Below are 17,598 nucleotides of genomic sequence, written 5' to 3'. Positions count from 1 at the left end.
TGACCAGCAAAAACACAGAAAACGGGGGAGGCGGTACAGGGCCGCCGAAATTTCGGTCGCGGCAGGTCGAAGTGCCGAGTCATCATGACGTCGTGATTCACGGACGCGATGGCTGGGCAGGTGTTGCCGCACCGCGCGGGCCGTGATGCGGTCCGCGAGGGCCACTGACGAGAGGCAGAGGAAGATGGTCTACAGCAAGCAAGAGACGGCGGGCGCCCCGACGTTGTGTCACGCGGCCAGGTAATGCGTGTTCCCCGGTTGCGTCGACGCTTGATGTGAGGCTGTTTCCCATGTTCGATCCGGTCATAGCGCCCAGCGGTACGCTGCTCGGCCTGCTCCAGCGGGGCCGCGGCGACGGCACACTGCACGCGCTCACCGCCCCGCGCGCCGAGGCGCTCGCGGCGCTGAACCACTGTGTGCTGCGCGACCCCCGCCACGACTGGCAGGTGGAGAACCGCTCCCTCTACTACGCCCGTCTCTACCTCGACCTGAACGGCGAGCTGGACGAGGTCGAAGCGCACCTCTTCGACGTCGAGGACGTCTTCGACACCGAGGAGTCCCGTACGGGACTGGCCCTCGCCGTCCTCGGCCACCTCGCCTCCTACGGCAGGCGGGACGCGCTCGCACTGCTGCGCAGGTACGCCGCCTCCGGCTCCAACTGGGCCTGGGCCCTCGACGAGCTGGCGCTGCGCGACGACGACGCCGGCCTACGGGCCCTCGCGGCTCCCGTGCTGGCCCGCTTCGCCACCGACGCCGAGGGCGAGGCCGAACTGGCCGCCGTCGTGCGTGACGCCTTCGAGCCCCGGCCGTGGCGGCTGTGGGCGGAGGATCCGCGCGAATCGATCGCCACGCGTGTGCGTGCCGCTCAGGAGACCGGCTGTTTCGACCGCTGGCAACGCCAGATGCGACCGTCCGGGCCCCGCCCGGGGTGGAGCGTGCAGGCCGTGTTCGAGTGGGCCCAACAGGGCATCGAACGGGGCGCCGCGCTGCACGTCCCGGCCGCCCGCTGCCTCACAGCCGTTGCCGGCCCCGAGGACCGGCCCGAGATCGTGCAGGCCGCCAAGGAGGGCACCGACGGAGCCCGCTGCACCGCGCTGCGCTATCTCGCCGACAGCAATGATCCCGATGCCCTCGACCTGATCGAGCAGGCCGTGCTCACCGGCTCACCGGCCGTCGTGGAGGCCGGCGTCGACGCCTTCGAACGGATGCGCAGCGTCGCCGCCGTCGACCGGGCCCGCGGCTGGGCCCACCGGCCCGACCCCCTCGGCGCCGCAGCCGGCCGTATGCTCGCCTGCCGCGGGGGAACCGGGGACAAGGATCTCGTCCTGGGGGCGTTGCGTGAGGCCGTACGGGGCGAGGGGCCGGACGCCCCCACCCTGTGGACCCTGGTCGACGGCACCGGCCGGCTCGGCATCGCCTGCGCCGCCCCCGTACTGCGCCATGTCTATCGCGAAACCGCCTCCTCCCATCTCCGCGGCCGGGCCGCCCGCGCCCTGGCCGCCACCGACCCCTCCTTCCCCGCAGGCTTCGCCGTCGAATGCCTCTGGGACTGTGAGGAGACCACCCGCGAAATCGCCGCCCGGCACGCCGAGACCGGCGACGCACGGGTCGTCGAACAGCTCCGCCGGCTCGCCGCCGACCCCGCCGAGGAAGCCGAAGTGCAGACCGCCGTACGAAGTCGGATCGCACCCGAGGGGCCCGCTGTCTGAGCCGGTCACAGACGGGCCCCCGGGCCGCTGCAGGGCCACTGGATGAACAGCGGGTGACCCGCGGGTCAGGGGGTCATGGACACGGCCTGACCTGCTCGGGTGTGCACAGTAACGCTCACGGGACGTTCATCGTTCGCAAAGATCCACGTTGACGCGACCACGTCCAGCACGGCGACAACACGGGTATGCGTGTCGTCATAGTGACCGAATCCTTTCCCCCCGACGTGAACGGCGTGGCCCACTGCGCGCTCCAGACCGCCCGGCACCTCGTAGATCGCGGTCACCTTCCGCTCGTCGTCGCCCCGGCCGGCACCGCTCTTGCCGTCCGGGCCGGGACCGGGCCCGACGCCCAGGCGCCGTGCCCCGTCGTCCGTGTCCCCTCCCTCCCCCTCCCCGGCTATCCCCAGGTCCGTGTCGCCCTGCCCAGCCGCCGCCTGGCCGCGGCCGTCATGGAGCACCGGGCCGACATCGTCCACCTGGCCAGCCCCTTCGTCCTCGGCGTCCGCGGCATGGCGGTCGCCGCACGGCTCGGCGTCCCGGCCGTGGCCGTCTACCAGACGGATCTGGCCGGATACGCCCGTACCTACATGGGCGCCGGCGAGGCCGCGGCCTGGCGGCGCATTCGCTCCGTCCACTCCGCCGCCGACCTCACCCTCGCCCCCTCCAGCGCCTCGATGCACGACCTGAAGACCCACGACGTGCCCCGGGTCAAGCTCTGGCAGCGCGGCGTGGACACCGTCCGTTTCCGCCCGCACCTGCGCGACGAGGCCCTGCGCCGCGAACTCGCCCCGAACGGTGAGCTGATCGTCGGCTACGTCGGCCGGCTCGCACCCGAGAAGCACATCGAGCTCCTGGCCGGCGTCTGCGGCCTCGACGGAGTGAAGGTCGTGGTCGTCGGCGACGGCCCGAGCCAGCCGAGCCTCGCCGAGGCGCTGCCGGGCGCGGTCTTCCTCGGCCGCCGCACCGGCGACGAACTCGCCCGGATCTACGCCTCGCTGGACGTCTTCGCGCACACCGGCCCCTTCGAGACCTTCTGCCAGACCGTGCAGGAGGCCATGGCGAGCGGCGTCCCCGTCGTCGCGCCCGCCGCCGGCGGCCCCCTCGACCTGGTCGCCCACGGGCGCACCGGGCTGCTGGTCCCGCCCCACGACGCGGACGCCGTACGGGACGCCGTGCAGTCCCTGGCCGCAGACCCGGAGCGGCGGATCACCTTCGGCGCCACCGCGCGCGCCACCGTCGAGGGACGCACCTGGGCCGCCGTGGGCGACCAGCTGATCGGACACTACGCCGACGTGCTCGCCGCGCGGCAGAAGACGGTGGTGGCGGCATGACCTCCCTGCGAATCGTGCGACTCGCCAACTTTGTCGCCCCCTCCTCCGGAGGTCTGCGCACCGCCCTGCGGGAACTCGGCAAGGGCTTCCAGGCCGCAGGGCACGAGCCCGTGCTCATCGTCCCCGGCGAACGCGCCGACGACCGCGACACCGAGCAGGGACGCGTCATCACCCTGCCCGGGCCGCTGCTGCCCGGCACGGGCGGATACCGCGTGCTCACCGACAAGCGGCGCGTGGCCCGGCTCCTGGAGGAGCTGGCACCCGACCGTCTGGAGGTCTCCGACCGTACGACCCTGCGGTGGACCGGCAAGTGGGCGCGGCGCGCCCGCATCCCCGCCGTGATGGTCTCCCACGAGACCGCCGACGGCGTCCTGCGCACCTGGGGACTGCCGGAGGGGGCGGCCCGTCGCGCCGCCGACGCCCTCAACGTGCGTACGGCGCACACGTACGCGCGCGTGGTGTGCACCACGGAGTTCGCCGAGCGGGAGTTCGTGCGGATCGGCGCCCGCAATGTCGTACGGGCCCCGCTGGGCGTCGACCTGGTCGAGCGGCATCCCGTGCTGCGCGACCCGGGGCTGCGGGCACGCTACGCGCGCGTGGCCGAGTCGCTGCTCGTGACATGCACCCGGCTGTCCGTCGAGAAGCGGCCCGGAACGGCGCTGGACGCCCTTGAGGCACTGCTGCGGCGGGGCCGGCGGGCGGTGTTGGTGGTGGCCGGGGACGGGCCGCTGCGGCCGCGGCTCGAACAGCGGGCGCGGGAGCGCGGGCTGCCGGTCACCTTCCTCGGGCACGTCTCCGACCGCGGCGCTCTCGGCGCCCTCCAGGCCTCCGCCGACGTGTGCCTGGCACCCGGGCCCGCCGAGACCTTCGGGCTCGCCGCGCTGGAGGCGATGGCCTGCGGAACGCCCGTGGTGGTGAGCACATCGTCCGCGCTGCCCGAGGTGATCGGATCCGCCGGAGCCGTCGCGGCGGACCACGGGGAGGCCTTCGCGGACGCCGTCGACATGCTGCTCGGACTCCCCGAGCGGGAGCGGCGCGAGATGGCACGCGCGCGTGCGGAGTGCTTCGGGTGGAACACGGCGGTGGACGCGTTTCTCGCCGCGCACGACGCGCCGGTACCGGTGCGTCGTGCCGTGCCCGGAGGCGTGGCATGAGACCGGTGCGTTTCGTCGCCCTCGGGGACTCGCTGACCGAGGGCGTGGGCGATCCCGTCGCCGACGGGTGGCGCGGCTGGGCCGCGCTGCTCGCCGGCGGGCTCGCCGAGGAGCCCGTGGAGTTCACCAACCTCGCCGTCAGCGGCGCCCAGACCCGGGAGGTGCTGGAGCAGCAGACGCCGGCCGGGCTCGCCCTGCAGCCGGACGTGGTGTCCGTGGTCATCGGTGTCAACGACACCCTGCGCTGCACCTTCGACATCCACGCCGTGGCCGAACGGCTCGACAAGGTGTACGCCGCCTTCACCGAGCAGGGGGCGACCCTGCTCACGGCCTGTCTGCCCGATCCCGGCTCGATGCTCGGCCTGCCCGGCTCCCTGGCCCGTCCGCTGGCACGGCGGCAACGGGCGGTCAACCGGGTGGTCCACGCCCTCTCCGACCGCTACGGGGCAGTCCATCTGCACGCGGCCGAGGAAGCCTGGATCACCGACCGCGCGATGTGGAGCGCGGACCGGCTGCATCCGGGCGAGCAGGGGCATCGGCAGCTGGCCGTGCGCTTCCACTCGCTGCTTGTGGAAGCGGCCCGTGCGGCGGGCCCTGCGCCTTCGCCCGAGCCGGAGTTTCCCGTGCCCACGCGGTCGGCGAGCCTGTTGTGGCTGGCCACGGCGGGTACGGCGTGGGTGGCACGGCGGTGCACCGACCTGCTGCCGCAGCTGCTGACTCTCGCCGCCGACGAGATGCGGCACCGGGTGCGGGGGACCAGTGCGCGGCTGGATCTGCGGGCCGCCGCGGCGGTTTCGGCAGCCTTGGCTGCGGTTTCCGTTGTGGAGCAGCCGGATGCGGCGTAGCGCTGCGCGCAGCGGCCGGGGGAATTGGAGGTCGGTGGGTCTCTGCGGGTCCGAAGTCGCTGGTCGCGCAGTTCCTCGCGCCCCTAAGGGCGTTGCTGTGTGCGTGTCCTCATGAAGCGGACCGGTGTGCCCGGTGCTGCTTGGGCTGCGGCAGGCAGGTCTTGTGGGTGGACGACCGCGATCACCGGATAGCCCCCAGTGGTCGGATGATCGGCCAGGAACACGACCGGTCTGCCGTCCGGCGGGACCTGGATCGCGCCCAGCACCATGCCCTCGCTGGGAAGTTCACCCGGTACGGCCCGTTCCAGTGCGGGGCCTTCCGTGCGCAGGCCGATGCGGTTGCTCGCGGCGGACACGCGGTACGGGCGGGCCGTGAACGTGCGCAAGGCCTCCGGTGTGAACCAGTCGTCGCGCGGTCCCAGCGCCACCCGTAGGACGAGTTCGGCCGGAGGTGCGGGCTGCGGAGCGACGTCCACGCGCGCGTGGACGTGTTTCGGCATCCCCAGGGGCAACACCGTGCCGTCCGTGAGAGGTGCGGGGCCGAGGCCGGACAGCAGATCCGTCGAGCGGCTGCCGAGTACCGGCTCGACGGTGATGCCGCCCGAGACGGCCACGTAGCTGCGTACTCCGGAGACGACGGTGCCGACCTCCAGGAGCGCACCCGCGGGCACGCACACCGGTGCTCCCCAGGCGGCCGGCCGACCGTCCACCGTGACCGGGCAGGGGGCGCCGCCGACCGCGACCGTGGCCGTCGAACGCGGCCGCAGGGCACACCCGTTGACCGTGGTCTCCAGGACGGCCGCCTCGGGCGGGTTGCCGACCAGTCGGTTGACGAGCGCCGCCGCCGGGGCGTCGAGCGCACCGGAGCGGGGCACGCCGAGGTGGGCATGGCCGGGGCGTCCCCGGTCCTGCACGGTGGTGAGCGCTCCGGCTCGCACGACGACGAGTGCGCGGTCCGTCACGGGCACCCCACCGGGACGAAGCGCACGCGCGTGCCGGGCGACAGCAGCGCGGCCGGCTCGCGCGCGTGGTCCCACAGCACGGTGTCCGTGCGCCCGATCAGCTGCCAGCCGCCCGGCGACGAGCGCGGGTACACGCCCGTGTACGGGCCCGCCATCGCCACCGAACCCGCCGGGACGGCCGTGCGCGGGGTGGCCCGGCGCGGGACGTCGTACACCGGCGGCAGGCCGGTGAGGTAGCCGAAGCCCGGGGCGAACCCGCAGAAGGCGACGCTGAATTCGGTGGCCGCGTGGATACGGGCCACTTCCCGCTCGCCGACGCCCCAGTGGGCGGCGACGTCGGCCAGGTCGGGACCGTCGTAGCGCACCGGGATGTCCACGACCGCCTGTTCGCGAGGGGGAGCCGGGGGCACCTCGGAGGCGGTCAGTTCGGAAGCCAGACGGACCGGGTCGTCGAGGCCGTCGAGCAGGACGGTGCGGGCCGCGGGGACGATCTCGCGCACCGTGAGCAGGCCCTCCGCGCGGCGTCGCAGCAGCTCCGCGTGCAGGGCCTGTGCCTCGTCCCCGGAGGACACCTCGACGAGCAGGGCGCTGTCCCCGACGGGCAGCGTCCTCATGCGAAGGCCTCCACCCGGATCCCGGACTCCTGCAGGCGTTCCCGGACCCGCCGGGCCAGCTCGACGGCGCCCGGCGTGTCCCCGTGCAGGCACAGCGAACGCGCGCGTACGTCGACGCGCGCCCCGGAGTGCGAGGTGACCGCGCCGAAGCGGGCCAGGCCCACCGAGCGCTCCACCACGGCCTCCGGGTCGGTGACCACGGCGCCGTCGTGGCCGCGCGGCACGAGCGTTCCCTGCGGGGTGTACGCACGGTCCGCGAAGGCCTCCGTGACGGTCGGCAGCCCCGCCTTGTCGGCGAGCTCCAGCAGCCGCGAGCCGGGCAGGCCGAGCACGGGCAGCGACGCGTCGGCGAGCCGTACGCCGTCCACGACCGCACCGGCCTGCTCCGCGTCGTGCACGACGCGGTTGTAGAGCGCGCCGTGCGGCTTGACGTACGACACGCGCGTGCCCGCCGCGCGCGCGAAGACCTCCAGGGCGCCGATCTGGTAGGCCACCTCGGCCGCGAGTTCAGCGGGCGGCACGTCCATCGCGCGGCGCCCGAACCCCGCAAGATCCCGGTAGGAGACCTGGGCGCCGATCCGGACGCCGCGCTCGGCCGCCAGTTCGCACACCCGCCGCATGGTGGCTGCGTCCCCGGCGTGGAAGCCGCAGGCCACGTTGGCGCTGGTGACGACGGACAGCAGTTGCTCGTCGTCGGTCAGCTGCCAGCGGCCGAAGCCCTCGCCGAGGTCGGCGTTCAGATCGATCGAGGTCATGGTCCTTCGTGTTTCTCTCAGGCCACGCGGTACTGCTCGTCGCGGGCGTCGGTCAGGAACATCTGGCCGGGTGCATGGGTGATGGCGAAGGGTGGGAGCGAGGCCATCACGGCCGCCTGCGGGGTCACTCCGCAGGCCCAGAACACCGGGATGTCGTCCGGTTCGAGGTCCACCGGGTCGCCGAAGTCGGGGCGGCCGAGGTCGTCGATGCCCAGCCCCGAAGGGCTGCCGCAGTGTACGGGGCTGCCGTGCACCGCCGGGAGCAGACTGCTCTCCCGGATCGCCGCCGCCAGGTGCTGCGGCGGCACCGGCCGCATGGACACCACCAGCGGTCCGTGCAGCCGCCCCGCCGGACGGCACTGACGGCTCGTCACATACATCGGGACGTTGCGGCCCTGCTCGACGTGGCGGATCGGCACGCCCGCCTCGGTCAGCGCCCACTCGAAAGTGAAGCTGCAGCCGATCAGGAACGACACCAGGTCCTCGCGCCAGTGCGCACGGACGTCCGTCGGCTCGTCCACCAGCGCGCCGTCCTGCCACACCCGGTAGCGCGGCAGATCGGTGCGCAGGTCCGCGCCGTCCGCCAGGATCGTCGTGACGGAGCCGGCGTCGGTGACGTCGAGCACCGGGCAGGGTTTGGGGTTGCGCTGGCAGAACAGCAGCATGTCGTACGCCCAGTCGGCCGGCACCGAGATCAGGTTGACCTGGGTGTGTCCGGGCGCCACCCCCGCGGTGGGTCCGCTCAGTCCTTCCCGGAAGCGGGCCCGGGCGGCTTTCGGACTCCACGCGTGCGCGTGCTCGTCGATGACGGTCACAGGGCGGTCTTCCGTACGGTTCACGCGAGCTCCTTCCCACGGGTCTCCGGCAGCCCCAGCAGCGCCAGCGCCGCGAGGCCGTAGCCGATCGCACCGAACACCAGCGCGCCGCCCACACCCCAGCTGTCGGCCAGGAAGCCCACGGCCGTGGGGAAGACGGCGCCCACGGCGCGCCCGGTGTTGTACGTGAAGCCCTGTCCCGTGCCCCGTACCGCCGTCGGGTACAGCTCGCTCAGGTAGGAGCCGAAGCCGCTGAAGATCGCCGACATGCAGAACCCGAGGGGGAAACCGAGCACCAGGAGCAGGGTGTTGGCGCCGTGCGGGATGTTCGCGTACGCCAGGATGCACACAGCCGACAGCAGGGCGAACAGCCAGATGTTGCGCCTGCGGCCCAGCAGGTCGGTGAGGTAGCCGCCGGTCAGATAGCCCAGGAAGGCGCCGGAGATCAGGAACGTCAGATAGCCGCCGGTGCCGACGACCGACAGGCCCCGGTCGGTCTTGAGATACGTAGGTACCCAGGTGGCGAGCGTGTAGTAGCCGCCCTGGACGCCGGTGGACAGGAGCCCGGCGAAGACGGTGGTGCGGAGCAGACCGGGTTTGAAGATCGCGGTGAACGAGCCCTTCTGTGTGCTCCGTTCGCGAACGGCCGCCGCCTCCGGGGCGTCGTGCACCCGACGGCGCATCCAGATCACCAGCAGTGCGGGCAGCGCGCCGGTCCAGAACATGATGCGCCAGGCCAGATCGGCGCCGGCGAACGAGAAGACCAGGGTGTACACGATCGCGGCCAGCGCCCAGCCCACGGCCCACGAACTCTGGACGGCGCCGAGGGTACGGCCCCGGTGCCTGGCGCTCGCGTACTCCGCGACGAGGATCGCGCCGACCGCCCACTCACCGCCGAAACCGAGGCCCTGCAGAGCGCGGAAGACCAGCAGCGTCTCGTAGTTGGGCGCGAAGCCGCAGGCCACGGTGAAGACCGCATAGGTGATCACGGTGATCATCAGTGCCCTGACCCGGCCGACCCGGTCCGCCACCACGCCCGCGACGGCGCCGCCCACCGCGGAGACCACGAGGGTGACCGTCGTGAACAGACCCGTCTGGCCGGTGTCCAGGCCGAAGTACGCGGCCAGCGCGACCATGCTCAGGGGCAGTGTGAAGTAGTCGTACGAGTCCAGGGCATAGCCGCCGAACGCGCCTGCGAAGGCACGGCGGCCGCGCGGGCCGAGGGCGCTCAGCCAGCCCAACGCGCCGTCATCGGGGGCGTTTTCTTCTGTTCCGGACTGTTTGGTCAGGGCCTGGGGTGGTGGGGTCGTACTCACGGGCACCTCGCAGTGGGAGGACGAAGGGTGCTTCAGAAATGAGCCGTGCCGTGCAGGAGGAGCGGTCGGCGCCCGGGGTGAAAAGCGGCGCCGTGCGTAGCAAGGTAGAGGATCGTTGAACGATCCTTCAATACCCACGTTGTTTCGTTCTTGTATCTGCGATTGAATTCCGGGCATGGCAGAGCAGCTGACAGGACTGGCCGACGACCGGGCTCTCCTGGGGCGCACCAGCACCGCCGAGCGCGTCTCGGACATCCTCAGGGGCCGCATCGCCGAGGGGTTCTTCCCACCCGGCACCCGGCTGTCGGAGGACAGCATCGGGGGCGCGCTCGGAGTCTCGCGCAACACACTGCGCGAGGCGTTCCGGCTGCTCACCCACGAACGTCTGCTCGTGCACGAGCTGAACCGGGGCGTCTTCGTCCGAGTCCTGACCGTCGAGGACGTCGAGGACATCTACCGCACCCGGCGCCTCGTCGAGTGCGCCGTCGTCCGCGGGCTCGGCGAGCCGCCGTACGGCCTGGAAGCGCTCGCCGAGGTCGTCGCGGAGGGGCAGCGGGCGGCGCGCGAGGGTGACTGGAAAGGCGTGGGTACCGCCAACATCCACTTCCACCGGGAGCTGGTGGCCCTCGCCGGCAGCGCCCGCACCGACGAGCTGATGCGCAGCGTCTTCGCCGAACTGCGCCTGGCCTTCCACATCGTGGACGACCCCAAAGCCCTGCACGACCCGTACCTGGCCCGCAACCGGCAGATTCTGCACGCCCTGCAGGCGGGGGACCGGCCGGCGGCCGAGAAGCTGCTGGAGGTCTACCTCGACGACTCGCTCGAGCGGGTCGTCGAGGTGTACCGGCGGCGGGTCGGGGAGGACGGTTAGCGGGACGCAGGAGTGCCGGGCCCACGGGTGTGGCGACCGTGACGCCTGGTCGCATCTGAGTCGTTTGGGTCGATGTCAGACCGAGGACCTAGTCTGTGCACCGTGACTTCGCCTGCTTCGACGGACAGCGTTCCGCCCCAGCTCAGCGCGGGGCCGCGCCCCGCACCGGGCCCGGCCGCCGACGAGGGGCTGGCGCGGCGCCTGCGCGCGCTCGCCTGCACCGCGCCGCTGCACGACCTCGACGCACGCAAGGCCAACCTCGCCGGCGAGTACTCGGTGTACGGCATGGCGGAGGTGGCGCTGGCCGCCATCGACCTGGTCACCCTGAACATGGACTTCGACACGGGCGCCGACCACGACCAGATAGTCGCCCGGCTCATCCCGCGCATCGCCGCCCAGGCCCCGCAGCGGCCCGTCGCCGAGCACGAGCGCGTGGCCCGCTGGGTCCTGGAGAACCTGATCAACGTCGGCAGCGTCGACCGCGGCTTCCGCGCCGTCTACGGCACGTTCACGAGCGACGGCAGCTATGTCCGCCGTGACTACGACTTCAAACTGATCGAGGAGGTGCCGGGCCCCGGCGGCACCGTCTACCTCCGTACCACGGACGAGGCGGTCAACGTCCTGGTCGGCGCCCTGGACACGGACGTCACCAGCGCGCAGATCGCCGCCGAGGTCAAGCTGGAGGTCCTGATCAACCGGGGCCGCCTCGCCGACGCCCAGCTCGCCGCCGAACAGGCCCGCTACCGGACGGTGCAGTACTCGGAAACCCTGCGCAGAGCCCTGGACGCGACCCGGCGCAACGTCCGGGCGGTGGACTGGCTCAACTCCGTGCCCGACATGATCGCCGAGGCACTGGACCACGTCGCCGACCGCTACCGGCACGAGAACGCGATCCTCACCAACATCCGCAAGGCCCGCGACGAGACCGAGGACCCCGAGCACAAGCGGCGCGCGGCCGAGCTCGTCGACATCGTCAAGGACTGCATCCGCAGGCACACCCAGCTGCAGTCCCGCCTCCTGGAGGCCGGGCCCCTGTTCCGCGCCGAGCAGGACCGGCAGGCGTTCGCGACCCCCATGACGTCGTCCGGGATCGACCTGTACGGGCACCTCGTCGCCCCCGTGCTGCCCTTGCCGCTGGAACAGGCGGTCCGGGTCACGGACGCCTTCTTCGCCCGCGGTACCGGACTGCGCACGCCGGTGTCCGTGCGGGTGGGTGACCTCGTCGACATACTGCTGACGCCGCCGGTGGAGCGGGAGCACCTGGGCGCGGAGATGCCCGAGCCGGATCTGATCGCGACGCCGGACGACAGCCGGTTCAGCGAGGAGCAGCTGGCCGCGGCGACGGAGCTGCTGGACCTGCCCGCCGACGCGCCGCGCCGGTTGTCGGGGTTGCTGGCCGAGGCCCGGAGACGGGATCCCGAACTGCCCTATCTGGTGGCCCTGTTGGCGGTGCACGCGGCCAGCCCGGCGGTCGGCACGGCATACCGCCAGGGCGAGGAGAAGCTGCTGTTCGCCGTGGACGACGGGACGGAGTTGGACGATCCGGAGTTCGGCGGCGCCGATCTCATCGTCGGCACGGCCCTGCTGGACGCGGCGGGCATGGCGGCGGACCGGACGGAAGCAGCATGAGCGAGCAGGAACGCGACAAGGAGCCCGAGCAGTGAGTGAGCACGTCGAGTGGAGTGAAACGGAGGCCCCGGCCCCGCCCGTGACCGCCGCCGTCACGCCCGCCGACGCCGCCGACGCGGCGCGGCTCGTCGCGTTCGGGCTGCAGCCCAAGCTGCAGCCCGCGCGGGACCAGGAGTACGCCGAGCTGCTGCGCCGCTACCGCGAGGACCCCCCGTTCGCGCGGCTCGCGGACGCCGTGGCCGCCGGCCTCGGGCTGGTGGTGCTGGAGGTGTCCCCACGCGCGGGGATGGCCGTGACGGCCGCCGAGGACTCCGTGTTCGCCGTCCGCATGGGTGACTACGCGCGTCGTACGTCCGCCGACGGCGGCGACCGCTTCCTGCACGGACTGGCCCATCTCGCCCTCGCCGCCATGGCGTTCCCGCGCCCCGAGGACCTCGCCGACGACGGATACATCGGGCGCGTGACGGTCAACGGCGTCGACGCGTTCGTACGGCAGGCCTGCCGCCGTCTGGAGGAGCGCGCCGAGGAACTCGGCGACAACACCGACCCGGCCACCGACGCACCCGGCCTCGAGGCCGCGTGGCGGATCTGGGCGAGACGCAGCGCGGCCGGTGCCACCAAGGACGCGCGCAGGCTCGCCGGTTCGACCACCGGCATCGTCGGCAAGGCGGCCGCGTTCCTCACCGACTCCGGATTCCTGCAGCGCACCGGCGACGACAACGGCGGCACGTACCGCACGACTTCCCGCTACCAGCTCCAGGTGCGCGACATGGCGGGCAGCGCCGCGATGGCCGAGCTGCTGGAGCTGGGCGTGGTCCCGGTGACCGACGGCACCCCGACGCTGCTGCCGCCCGAGAACACCGACGACCTGGAGCTGGCGGCCGACGCCGGGCTGCCGTTCCACGCGCCGTCGCACTCCTGAACCTCCCCGACCTGCCGAAGACTTACGAGAGTCCGCCATGTACGAGCTGTCCCGGGTCCGCCTCTACTCCATCGGTCCAGCCGGTGCGCGCTACGCCGACACCGTGCTCGACCTGCGGGGCGTGGGCGAGCCCGTGCCCGACCCCGCGCCGACCCAGGCGGAGTTCTTCGAGGAGGAGCCCGTCGGCCCGCCGCGCCGCCCCGCGCCCGCCGGCGTGCTCTTCCTGGAGAACGGCGGCGGCAAGTCGGTGCTGCTGAAGCTGATCTTCTCGGTGATGCTGCCGGGGCACCGCAACACCCTCGGCGGCGCCAGCTCCGGCGTGCTGCGCAAGTTCCTCCTCGCCGACGACTGCGGGCACGTCGCCCTGGAGTGGCAGCACACGCTGACCGGCGAATGCGTCGTCGTCGGCAAGGTCAGTGAGTGGCGCGGACGGCAAGTGTCCAACGACCCGCGGAAGTTCGCCGAGGCCTGGTACTCCTTCCGGCCCGGCCCCGGACTGTCCCTGGACAACCTGCCCGTCGCCGAGGCCACCGCCGTACGGCCGGCCGTCGAGGGGCAGTCGGGCGCGCAGGGCCGCCGGCGCACCATGAAGGGCTTCCGGGACGCCCTCACCGAGGCGGGCAAGGCGTATCCGCACCTGGAGGTGCACTGGGAGGAGATCCACGACCGGTGGATCGAGCATCTCGGCGACCTCGGTCTCGACCCCGAACTCTTCCGCTACCAGCGGGAGATGAACGCCGACGAGGGCGAGGCGGCCGGCCTCTTCGCGGTCAAGAAGGACTCCGACTTCACCGACCTGCTGCTGCGCGCCGTGACCGACACCCGGGACACCGACGGGCTCGCCGACCTGGTCAGCGGCTTCGGCAACAAGCTCGGCCGCCGGGCCGAGCTGATCGCCGAACGGGATTTCACCGCCGGGTCGGTGGATCTGCTCGGACGGATCGTCGAGGCCGCCGAGGCCCGGGCACGCGCGCGTGACATCCACACCGGCGCCGAGCGCCGTACTCGCACGCTGGCGCGTCGGCTGTCGGCGCGGGGCGTGCAGGAGCGGGTGCGGGCCGTCGACCTCGCCCAGCGGGTCACCGCCGCCGCGTACGCGGTCACGCACTCCGAGGCGGCCCGCGAGCGCAGCGCACTGATCGCCGCCGAACTCGCCTACCGGAACGCCTCCTTGGCGCTCGCCGCCGCCGAGAAGTCCGCCGCCGGGCAGAAACGCGAACTCGCCGACGCGCGCACCCTGCACTCCGCGTGGCAGGCCGCCGAGGCGGTGCTGCGCCACCGCGCCGCCGCCGACCGCGTCGCGCGCGTGGCCGCCGCCATCCAGGAGGCCGAACGGGACGCGGCGCCCGCGCTCGCCGCCCGGGCCAAGGCCGCCGTGGATCTCGTACGGGCCCTGCACGCGGCCGCGGAGAGCGCCGAGAGCCGCGCCGACGAGGAGGAGGAGCGGTCCGCCGCGCTGCAGGAGGTCGGCGAAGCCGCCTACCGGGACTCGACCGCCGCCGCCACCGAGGCGCAGCGGGCCCGCAGCGAGATCGGACATCTGCGCCAGCGCCTCACCGAGGTCGAGCAGGAGACCGCCGAGGCGGTCCGCGCGGGATGGCTCGACGACAGCGCACCCGACGCCGACCCGGCCCGCGCCGCTCTCGCGGCCAGCGACGCCGAGAAAACGGCGGTCGCTGCCTGGGACACCGCACGTGAGGCCTCGCACAAGGCGACGGAGCACGCGCGCGAGGCGGCCTCCGCCGAGTCCCGCGCCGAGCTGACCGCAGCCCGCGCGGCGGACGCGGCGGCGGCGACGCAGCGGTCGTACGAGGCCGAGCGCCGCATCGCACAGGCACTGGCGGCCGAGGAGCGACTGGCGGAGCTGCTGAACCTGTCAGGCAAGGACGCCCGGCCATCGGTCCCGGACGCACGCCCGTCGGTCCCGCACCCCCGCCACGAAACGGACAGCGACGAAGCCGCCCTCACCCCCGAGGAACTCGACCGCTTCGCCGACGAACTGCGCGAACTGCTCGACGACTCCGTGTCCTTTGCCGAGCGGCAGCTCTTCGAGCTGCGGACCGCCGCGGCCGACGACGCTCGGATCCTCGGCGCGCTCGGTGACGGCGGGCTGCTGCCGCCCGGACCGGATGTGCTGGCCACCGTGGAGTTCCTGGGTGAGCACGGCATCCCGGCCCTGCCCGGCTGGCGCTATCTCGCCCAGGCCGTGGACCCCGCCGACCACGCGCGCGTGCTGGCGGCGCGGCCGGAGCTGGTCGACGGCGTGATCATCACCGATCCCGACACACACGCCCGTGCCCGCGAGGCCCTCAGCGAGGCGGCGCTGCTGCCGCGGTCCGCCGTGGCCGTCGGTACGGCCGCCGCCCTGCTCGCCCCCACCCCGGCCGCCGACTCGGGTGACGGCAACGTATTCCTCGTACCGCCGAACCCCGCCATGCACGACGAGCATGCCGCGGACGAGGAGCGCCAGGCGCTGCGCGCGCGGGCGACCGAGCGGGACGAGGACATCAGGACGCTCGCCGCACGCCTCGGCAAGGACCGCGAGCTGGCGGCGCGGCTCGCCTCCTGGCGCACCGGCTGCCCGGCGGGCAGGCTCGTCGAGCTGGCCCGGGCCGCGCACGACGCGCGGGTGTTCGCCGAGGAGGCCGAGGCCGAGCTGACCGAGGCGCGTTCGGCGCGCGCAGAGGCCGACGAGGTCGCCGCCGAGGCCGCACAGCTGCGGGACGAGCGGCAGGAGGCGGCGCAGAAGGCCCGGCGCGCGGCCGATGCCCTCGCCGGTCTCGCTTTCCGGCTGCGCGAGCGGGCCGGCTGGCAGGTCAAACTGCGCGAACTGGCCGACGACGGTGTAGAGGCGGAGGCCCGCGCCCAGGCCTGCCTGGAGCGCGCCCGCGCCGCCGACGAGGACCGCCGCGGCGCTCAGCGCGCCGCCGACGACGCCCGCCGCACCGCACGGGCACTGCGCGCCGAACGCGCGGAGATCGCAGGCGCCCCCGACGACGTGCCCGAGGACGACGCCGCGGCCCCGAAGTCTTCGCTGCCTGCACTCCGTGAGGCCTACCGCACTGCCTCCCAGGTCTACGAGAAGGTCGGCGTCGGCGCCGATCTGCGCGCCGAACAGGCCCGCGCTGAGAGCGACGAGAGCGCGGCCCGCGCCGAGCTGGACCGCCTCAGCAACAAGGTGCGCACCCGCGCGGAGCAGCTGCTGCAGTCGCCGGACGGTTCCGACGGGCCGTCCCGGCAGGCGGCCGCAGCCCGGGCCGAAGAGCTGGTGCAGCTCCTGGAGACCCGGATGTCCACCGCGAGCGAGCAGCTCGGTCGGCTGCGCGGCGAGGCCGAGCGGCACGCGCCCGGGGACGGCGATGCGCACACCGAGCTGCCCGAGGAACTGGAGCCGCGTGACGCCGAGCACGCACAGGCACTGCTGCGCACCGCCACCGCCGAACTCGCCTCCCGCACGGAGGCGTTGAACCAGGCCCGCGAGGCCCACGCCGAGCTCCTGGACGCCCACCGCGCCGCCGAGGACGCGGCCGGCGGGTTCGACGAGATCGCCGCGATGCTCCGCGACCTGCTGCGCGAGCATGCCCTGGACGAGGAGCAGGAAGAGCCGGAGCCGTACCCCGGCAGCCTGGAGGAGGCCCGGCAGTCCGCCGCGGAGGCCCGCCGCTCCCTGCGCGGCTGCGCCGCCGACCTGTCGGCCGCCGAGGCCGCCGTACGCGAGGCGAGCGACGTGCTCGTGCGGCACGCCAACTCGACCCGCTACGAGCAGGTCCGCACCCCGGCGCGGCAGCAGATCCGTGAGCTGCCCGCCTCCGCGCTGCCCGAGCACGCCCAGAAGTGGGCGGACGCGTTCGCGCCCCGACTGCGCGTCCTCACCGACGAGTTGGCGCAGCTGGAGCGGAACCGGGACTCGATCGTGGACCGGCTGCGTGGGCTCGTGGAGTCGGCGCTGGCGACACTGCGGTCCGCCCAGCGGCTGTCGCGGCTGCCGGAGGGGCTGGGGGAGTGGTCCGGGCAGGAGTTCCTGCGCATCCGCTTCGAGGAGCCCGACCAGGCCACGCTCACCGAGCGGCTCGGCGAGGTCATCGACGAGGCCACCCGGGCGGCCGTGAAGAAGAACTCCGACCTGCGACGCGACGGCATGTCCCTGCTGCTGCGCGGCGTGGGCGCGGCACTCCAGCCCAAGGGCGTCGCCGTCGAGATCCTCAAGCCGGACGCCGTGCTGCGTGCCGAGCGAGTGCCCGTCGGACAGATGGGCGACGTGTTCTCCGGTGGCCAGCTGCTCACCGCGGCCATCGCCCTGTACTGCACGATGGCCGCGCTGCGCTCGAACGACCGGGGCCGCGACAAGCACCGCCACGCGGGCACGTTGTTCCTGGACAACCCCATCGGCCGTGCCAACGCGACCTATCTGCTGGAGCTGCAGCGGGCCGTGTCGGATGCGCTGGGTGTCCAACTCCTCTACACCACCGGCCTGTTCGACACGACGGCGCTCGCGGAGTTCCCGCTGGTGATCCGGCTGCGCAACGATGCCGACCTGCGCGCCGGCCTGAAGTACATCAGCGTGGAGGAACACCTCCGCCCCGGACTGCCGCAGCAGCCTCAGGCGGAGGAGGCGGTGCACAGCGAGATCACCGCGACCCGGATGTTCAAACGCCCCGCACCTGCAAACCGCTGA

Annotated in this window: 13 protein-coding genes; 8 read left to right on the top strand and 5 right to left on the bottom strand. The window is 73.2% G+C overall.

What is annotated here, in order from left to right; translation table 11 throughout:
* Window positions 1-290: 290 nt before the first annotated feature.
* The 4 genes from AB0N07_RS16535 (at window position 291) to AB0N07_RS16520 (ending at window position 5,039) form a co-directional block, all read left to right on the top strand.
* On the top strand, window positions 291-1,709 hold the full coding sequence (locus AB0N07_RS16535) for a HEAT repeat domain-containing protein (protein WP_365835459.1): 1,419 nt from the start codon (window positions 291-293) through the stop codon (window positions 1,707-1,709).
* Window positions 1,710-1,894: 185 nt separating this feature from the next.
* On the top strand, window positions 1,895-3,040 hold the full coding sequence (locus tag AB0N07_RS16530; protein ID WP_365835457.1) for a glycosyltransferase family 1 protein: 1,146 nt from the start codon (window positions 1,895-1,897) through the stop codon (window positions 3,038-3,040).
* Window positions 3,037-4,194: a glycosyltransferase gene (locus AB0N07_RS16525; RefSeq protein ID WP_365835455.1), complete on the top strand. Its 1,158-nt coding sequence runs from the start codon at window positions 3,037-3,039 to the stop codon at window positions 4,192-4,194. Before AB0N07_RS16530 ends, AB0N07_RS16525 begins: the two co-directional genes overlap by 4 nt.
* A complete protein-coding gene (locus AB0N07_RS16520; RefSeq protein ID WP_365835453.1) occupies window positions 4,191-5,039 on the top strand; it encodes an SGNH/GDSL hydrolase family protein in 849 nt (282 codons plus the stop codon). The genes AB0N07_RS16525 and AB0N07_RS16520 overlap by 4 nt, the downstream gene beginning before the upstream one ends.
* Window positions 5,040-5,122: 83 nt before the next feature.
* Here the strand turns inward: AB0N07_RS16520 and AB0N07_RS16515 are convergent, their stop codons facing one another.
* Genes AB0N07_RS16515 through AB0N07_RS16495 form a run of 5 tightly spaced genes read right to left on the bottom strand, consistent with a single transcriptional unit; the run spans window position 5,123 to window position 9,501 of the window.
* Entirely contained in the window at window positions 5,123-6,001 is an 879-nt protein-coding gene (locus AB0N07_RS16515; protein WP_365835451.1) for a biotin-dependent carboxyltransferase family protein, read from the bottom strand.
* Complete coding sequence (gene pxpB, locus AB0N07_RS16510) at window positions 5,998-6,615, bottom strand: 5-oxoprolinase subunit PxpB (protein ID WP_365835448.1); 618 nt, start codon at window positions 6,613-6,615, stop codon at window positions 5,998-6,000. Before pxpB ends, AB0N07_RS16515 begins: the two co-directional genes overlap by 4 nt.
* On the bottom strand, window positions 6,612-7,370 hold the full coding sequence (locus AB0N07_RS16505; protein ID WP_365835446.1) for a 5-oxoprolinase subunit PxpA: 759 nt from the start codon (window positions 7,368-7,370) through the stop codon (window positions 6,612-6,614). Before AB0N07_RS16505 ends, pxpB begins: the two co-directional genes overlap by 4 nt.
* A gap of 17 nt (window positions 7,371-7,387) precedes the next feature.
* Complete coding sequence (locus tag AB0N07_RS16500) at window positions 7,388-8,209, bottom strand: putative hydro-lyase (protein WP_365835444.1); 822 nt, start codon at window positions 8,207-8,209, stop codon at window positions 7,388-7,390.
* Window positions 8,206-9,501, bottom strand: coding sequence for an MFS transporter (locus tag AB0N07_RS16495; RefSeq protein ID WP_365835442.1), 1,296 nt, complete (start codon window positions 9,499-9,501; stop codon window positions 8,206-8,208). Before AB0N07_RS16495 ends, AB0N07_RS16500 begins: the two co-directional genes overlap by 4 nt.
* Window positions 9,502-9,676: 175 nt before the next feature.
* Between AB0N07_RS16495 and AB0N07_RS16490 the strand changes: the two genes are divergently transcribed.
* The 4 genes from AB0N07_RS16490 to AB0N07_RS16475 all read left to right on the top strand — a co-directional run bounded on the left by AB0N07_RS16490 (window position 9,677) and on the right by AB0N07_RS16475 (window position 17,598).
* Window positions 9,677-10,372 carry a GntR family transcriptional regulator gene (locus AB0N07_RS16490; RefSeq protein WP_365835440.1) on the top strand — a complete coding sequence of 232 codons (696 nt, stop codon included), beginning with the start codon at window positions 9,677-9,679 and terminating at the stop codon, window positions 10,370-10,372.
* 102 nt (window positions 10,373-10,474) lie between these two features.
* Entirely contained in the window at window positions 10,475-12,001 is a 1,527-nt protein-coding gene (locus AB0N07_RS16485) for a hypothetical protein (protein WP_365835438.1), read from the top strand.
* Between the two features lie 31 nt (window positions 12,002-12,032).
* Entirely contained in the window at window positions 12,033-12,923 is an 891-nt protein-coding gene (locus AB0N07_RS16480) for a hypothetical protein (protein WP_365835436.1), read from the top strand.
* Window positions 12,924-12,960: 37 nt separating this feature from the next.
* Window positions 12,961-17,598: a hypothetical protein gene (locus tag AB0N07_RS16475; protein ID WP_365835434.1), complete on the top strand. Its 4,638-nt coding sequence runs from the start codon at window positions 12,961-12,963 to the stop codon at window positions 17,596-17,598.

The organism is Streptomyces sp. NPDC051172 (genome assembly GCF_040682555.1).
In the GTDB taxonomy this organism is placed as follows: Bacteria; Actinomycetota; Actinomycetes; order Streptomycetales; family Streptomycetaceae; genus Streptomyces.
Note: the sequence above shows the minus strand (reverse complement) of the source record. Positions and strands in the feature narration are given on the sequence as shown.

Coding starts and splice junctions, on each gene's coding strand:
- AB0N07_RS16525 (WP_365835455.1), top strand. CDS start 3,037: ATGACCTCCCTGCGAATCGTGCGACTCGCCAACTTTGTCGCCCCCTCC.
- AB0N07_RS16535 (WP_365835459.1), top strand. CDS start 291: ATGTTCGATCCGGTCATAGCGCCCAGCGGTACGCTGCTCGGCCTGCTC.
- AB0N07_RS16530 (WP_365835457.1), top strand. CDS start 1,895: ATGCGTGTCGTCATAGTGACCGAATCCTTTCCCCCCGACGTGAACGGC.
- AB0N07_RS16475 (WP_365835434.1), top strand. CDS start 12,961: ATGTACGAGCTGTCCCGGGTCCGCCTCTACTCCATCGGTCCAGCCGGT.
- AB0N07_RS16520 (WP_365835453.1), top strand. CDS start 4,191: ATGAGACCGGTGCGTTTCGTCGCCCTCGGGGACTCGCTGACCGAGGGC.
- AB0N07_RS16505 (WP_365835446.1), bottom strand. CDS start 7,370: ATGACCTCGATCGATCTGAACGCCGACCTCGGCGAGGGCTTCGGCCGC.
- AB0N07_RS16490 (WP_365835440.1), top strand. CDS start 9,677: ATGGCAGAGCAGCTGACAGGACTGGCCGACGACCGGGCTCTCCTGGGG.
- pxpB (WP_365835448.1), bottom strand. CDS start 6,615: ATGAGGACGCTGCCCGTCGGGGACAGCGCCCTGCTCGTCGAGGTGTCC.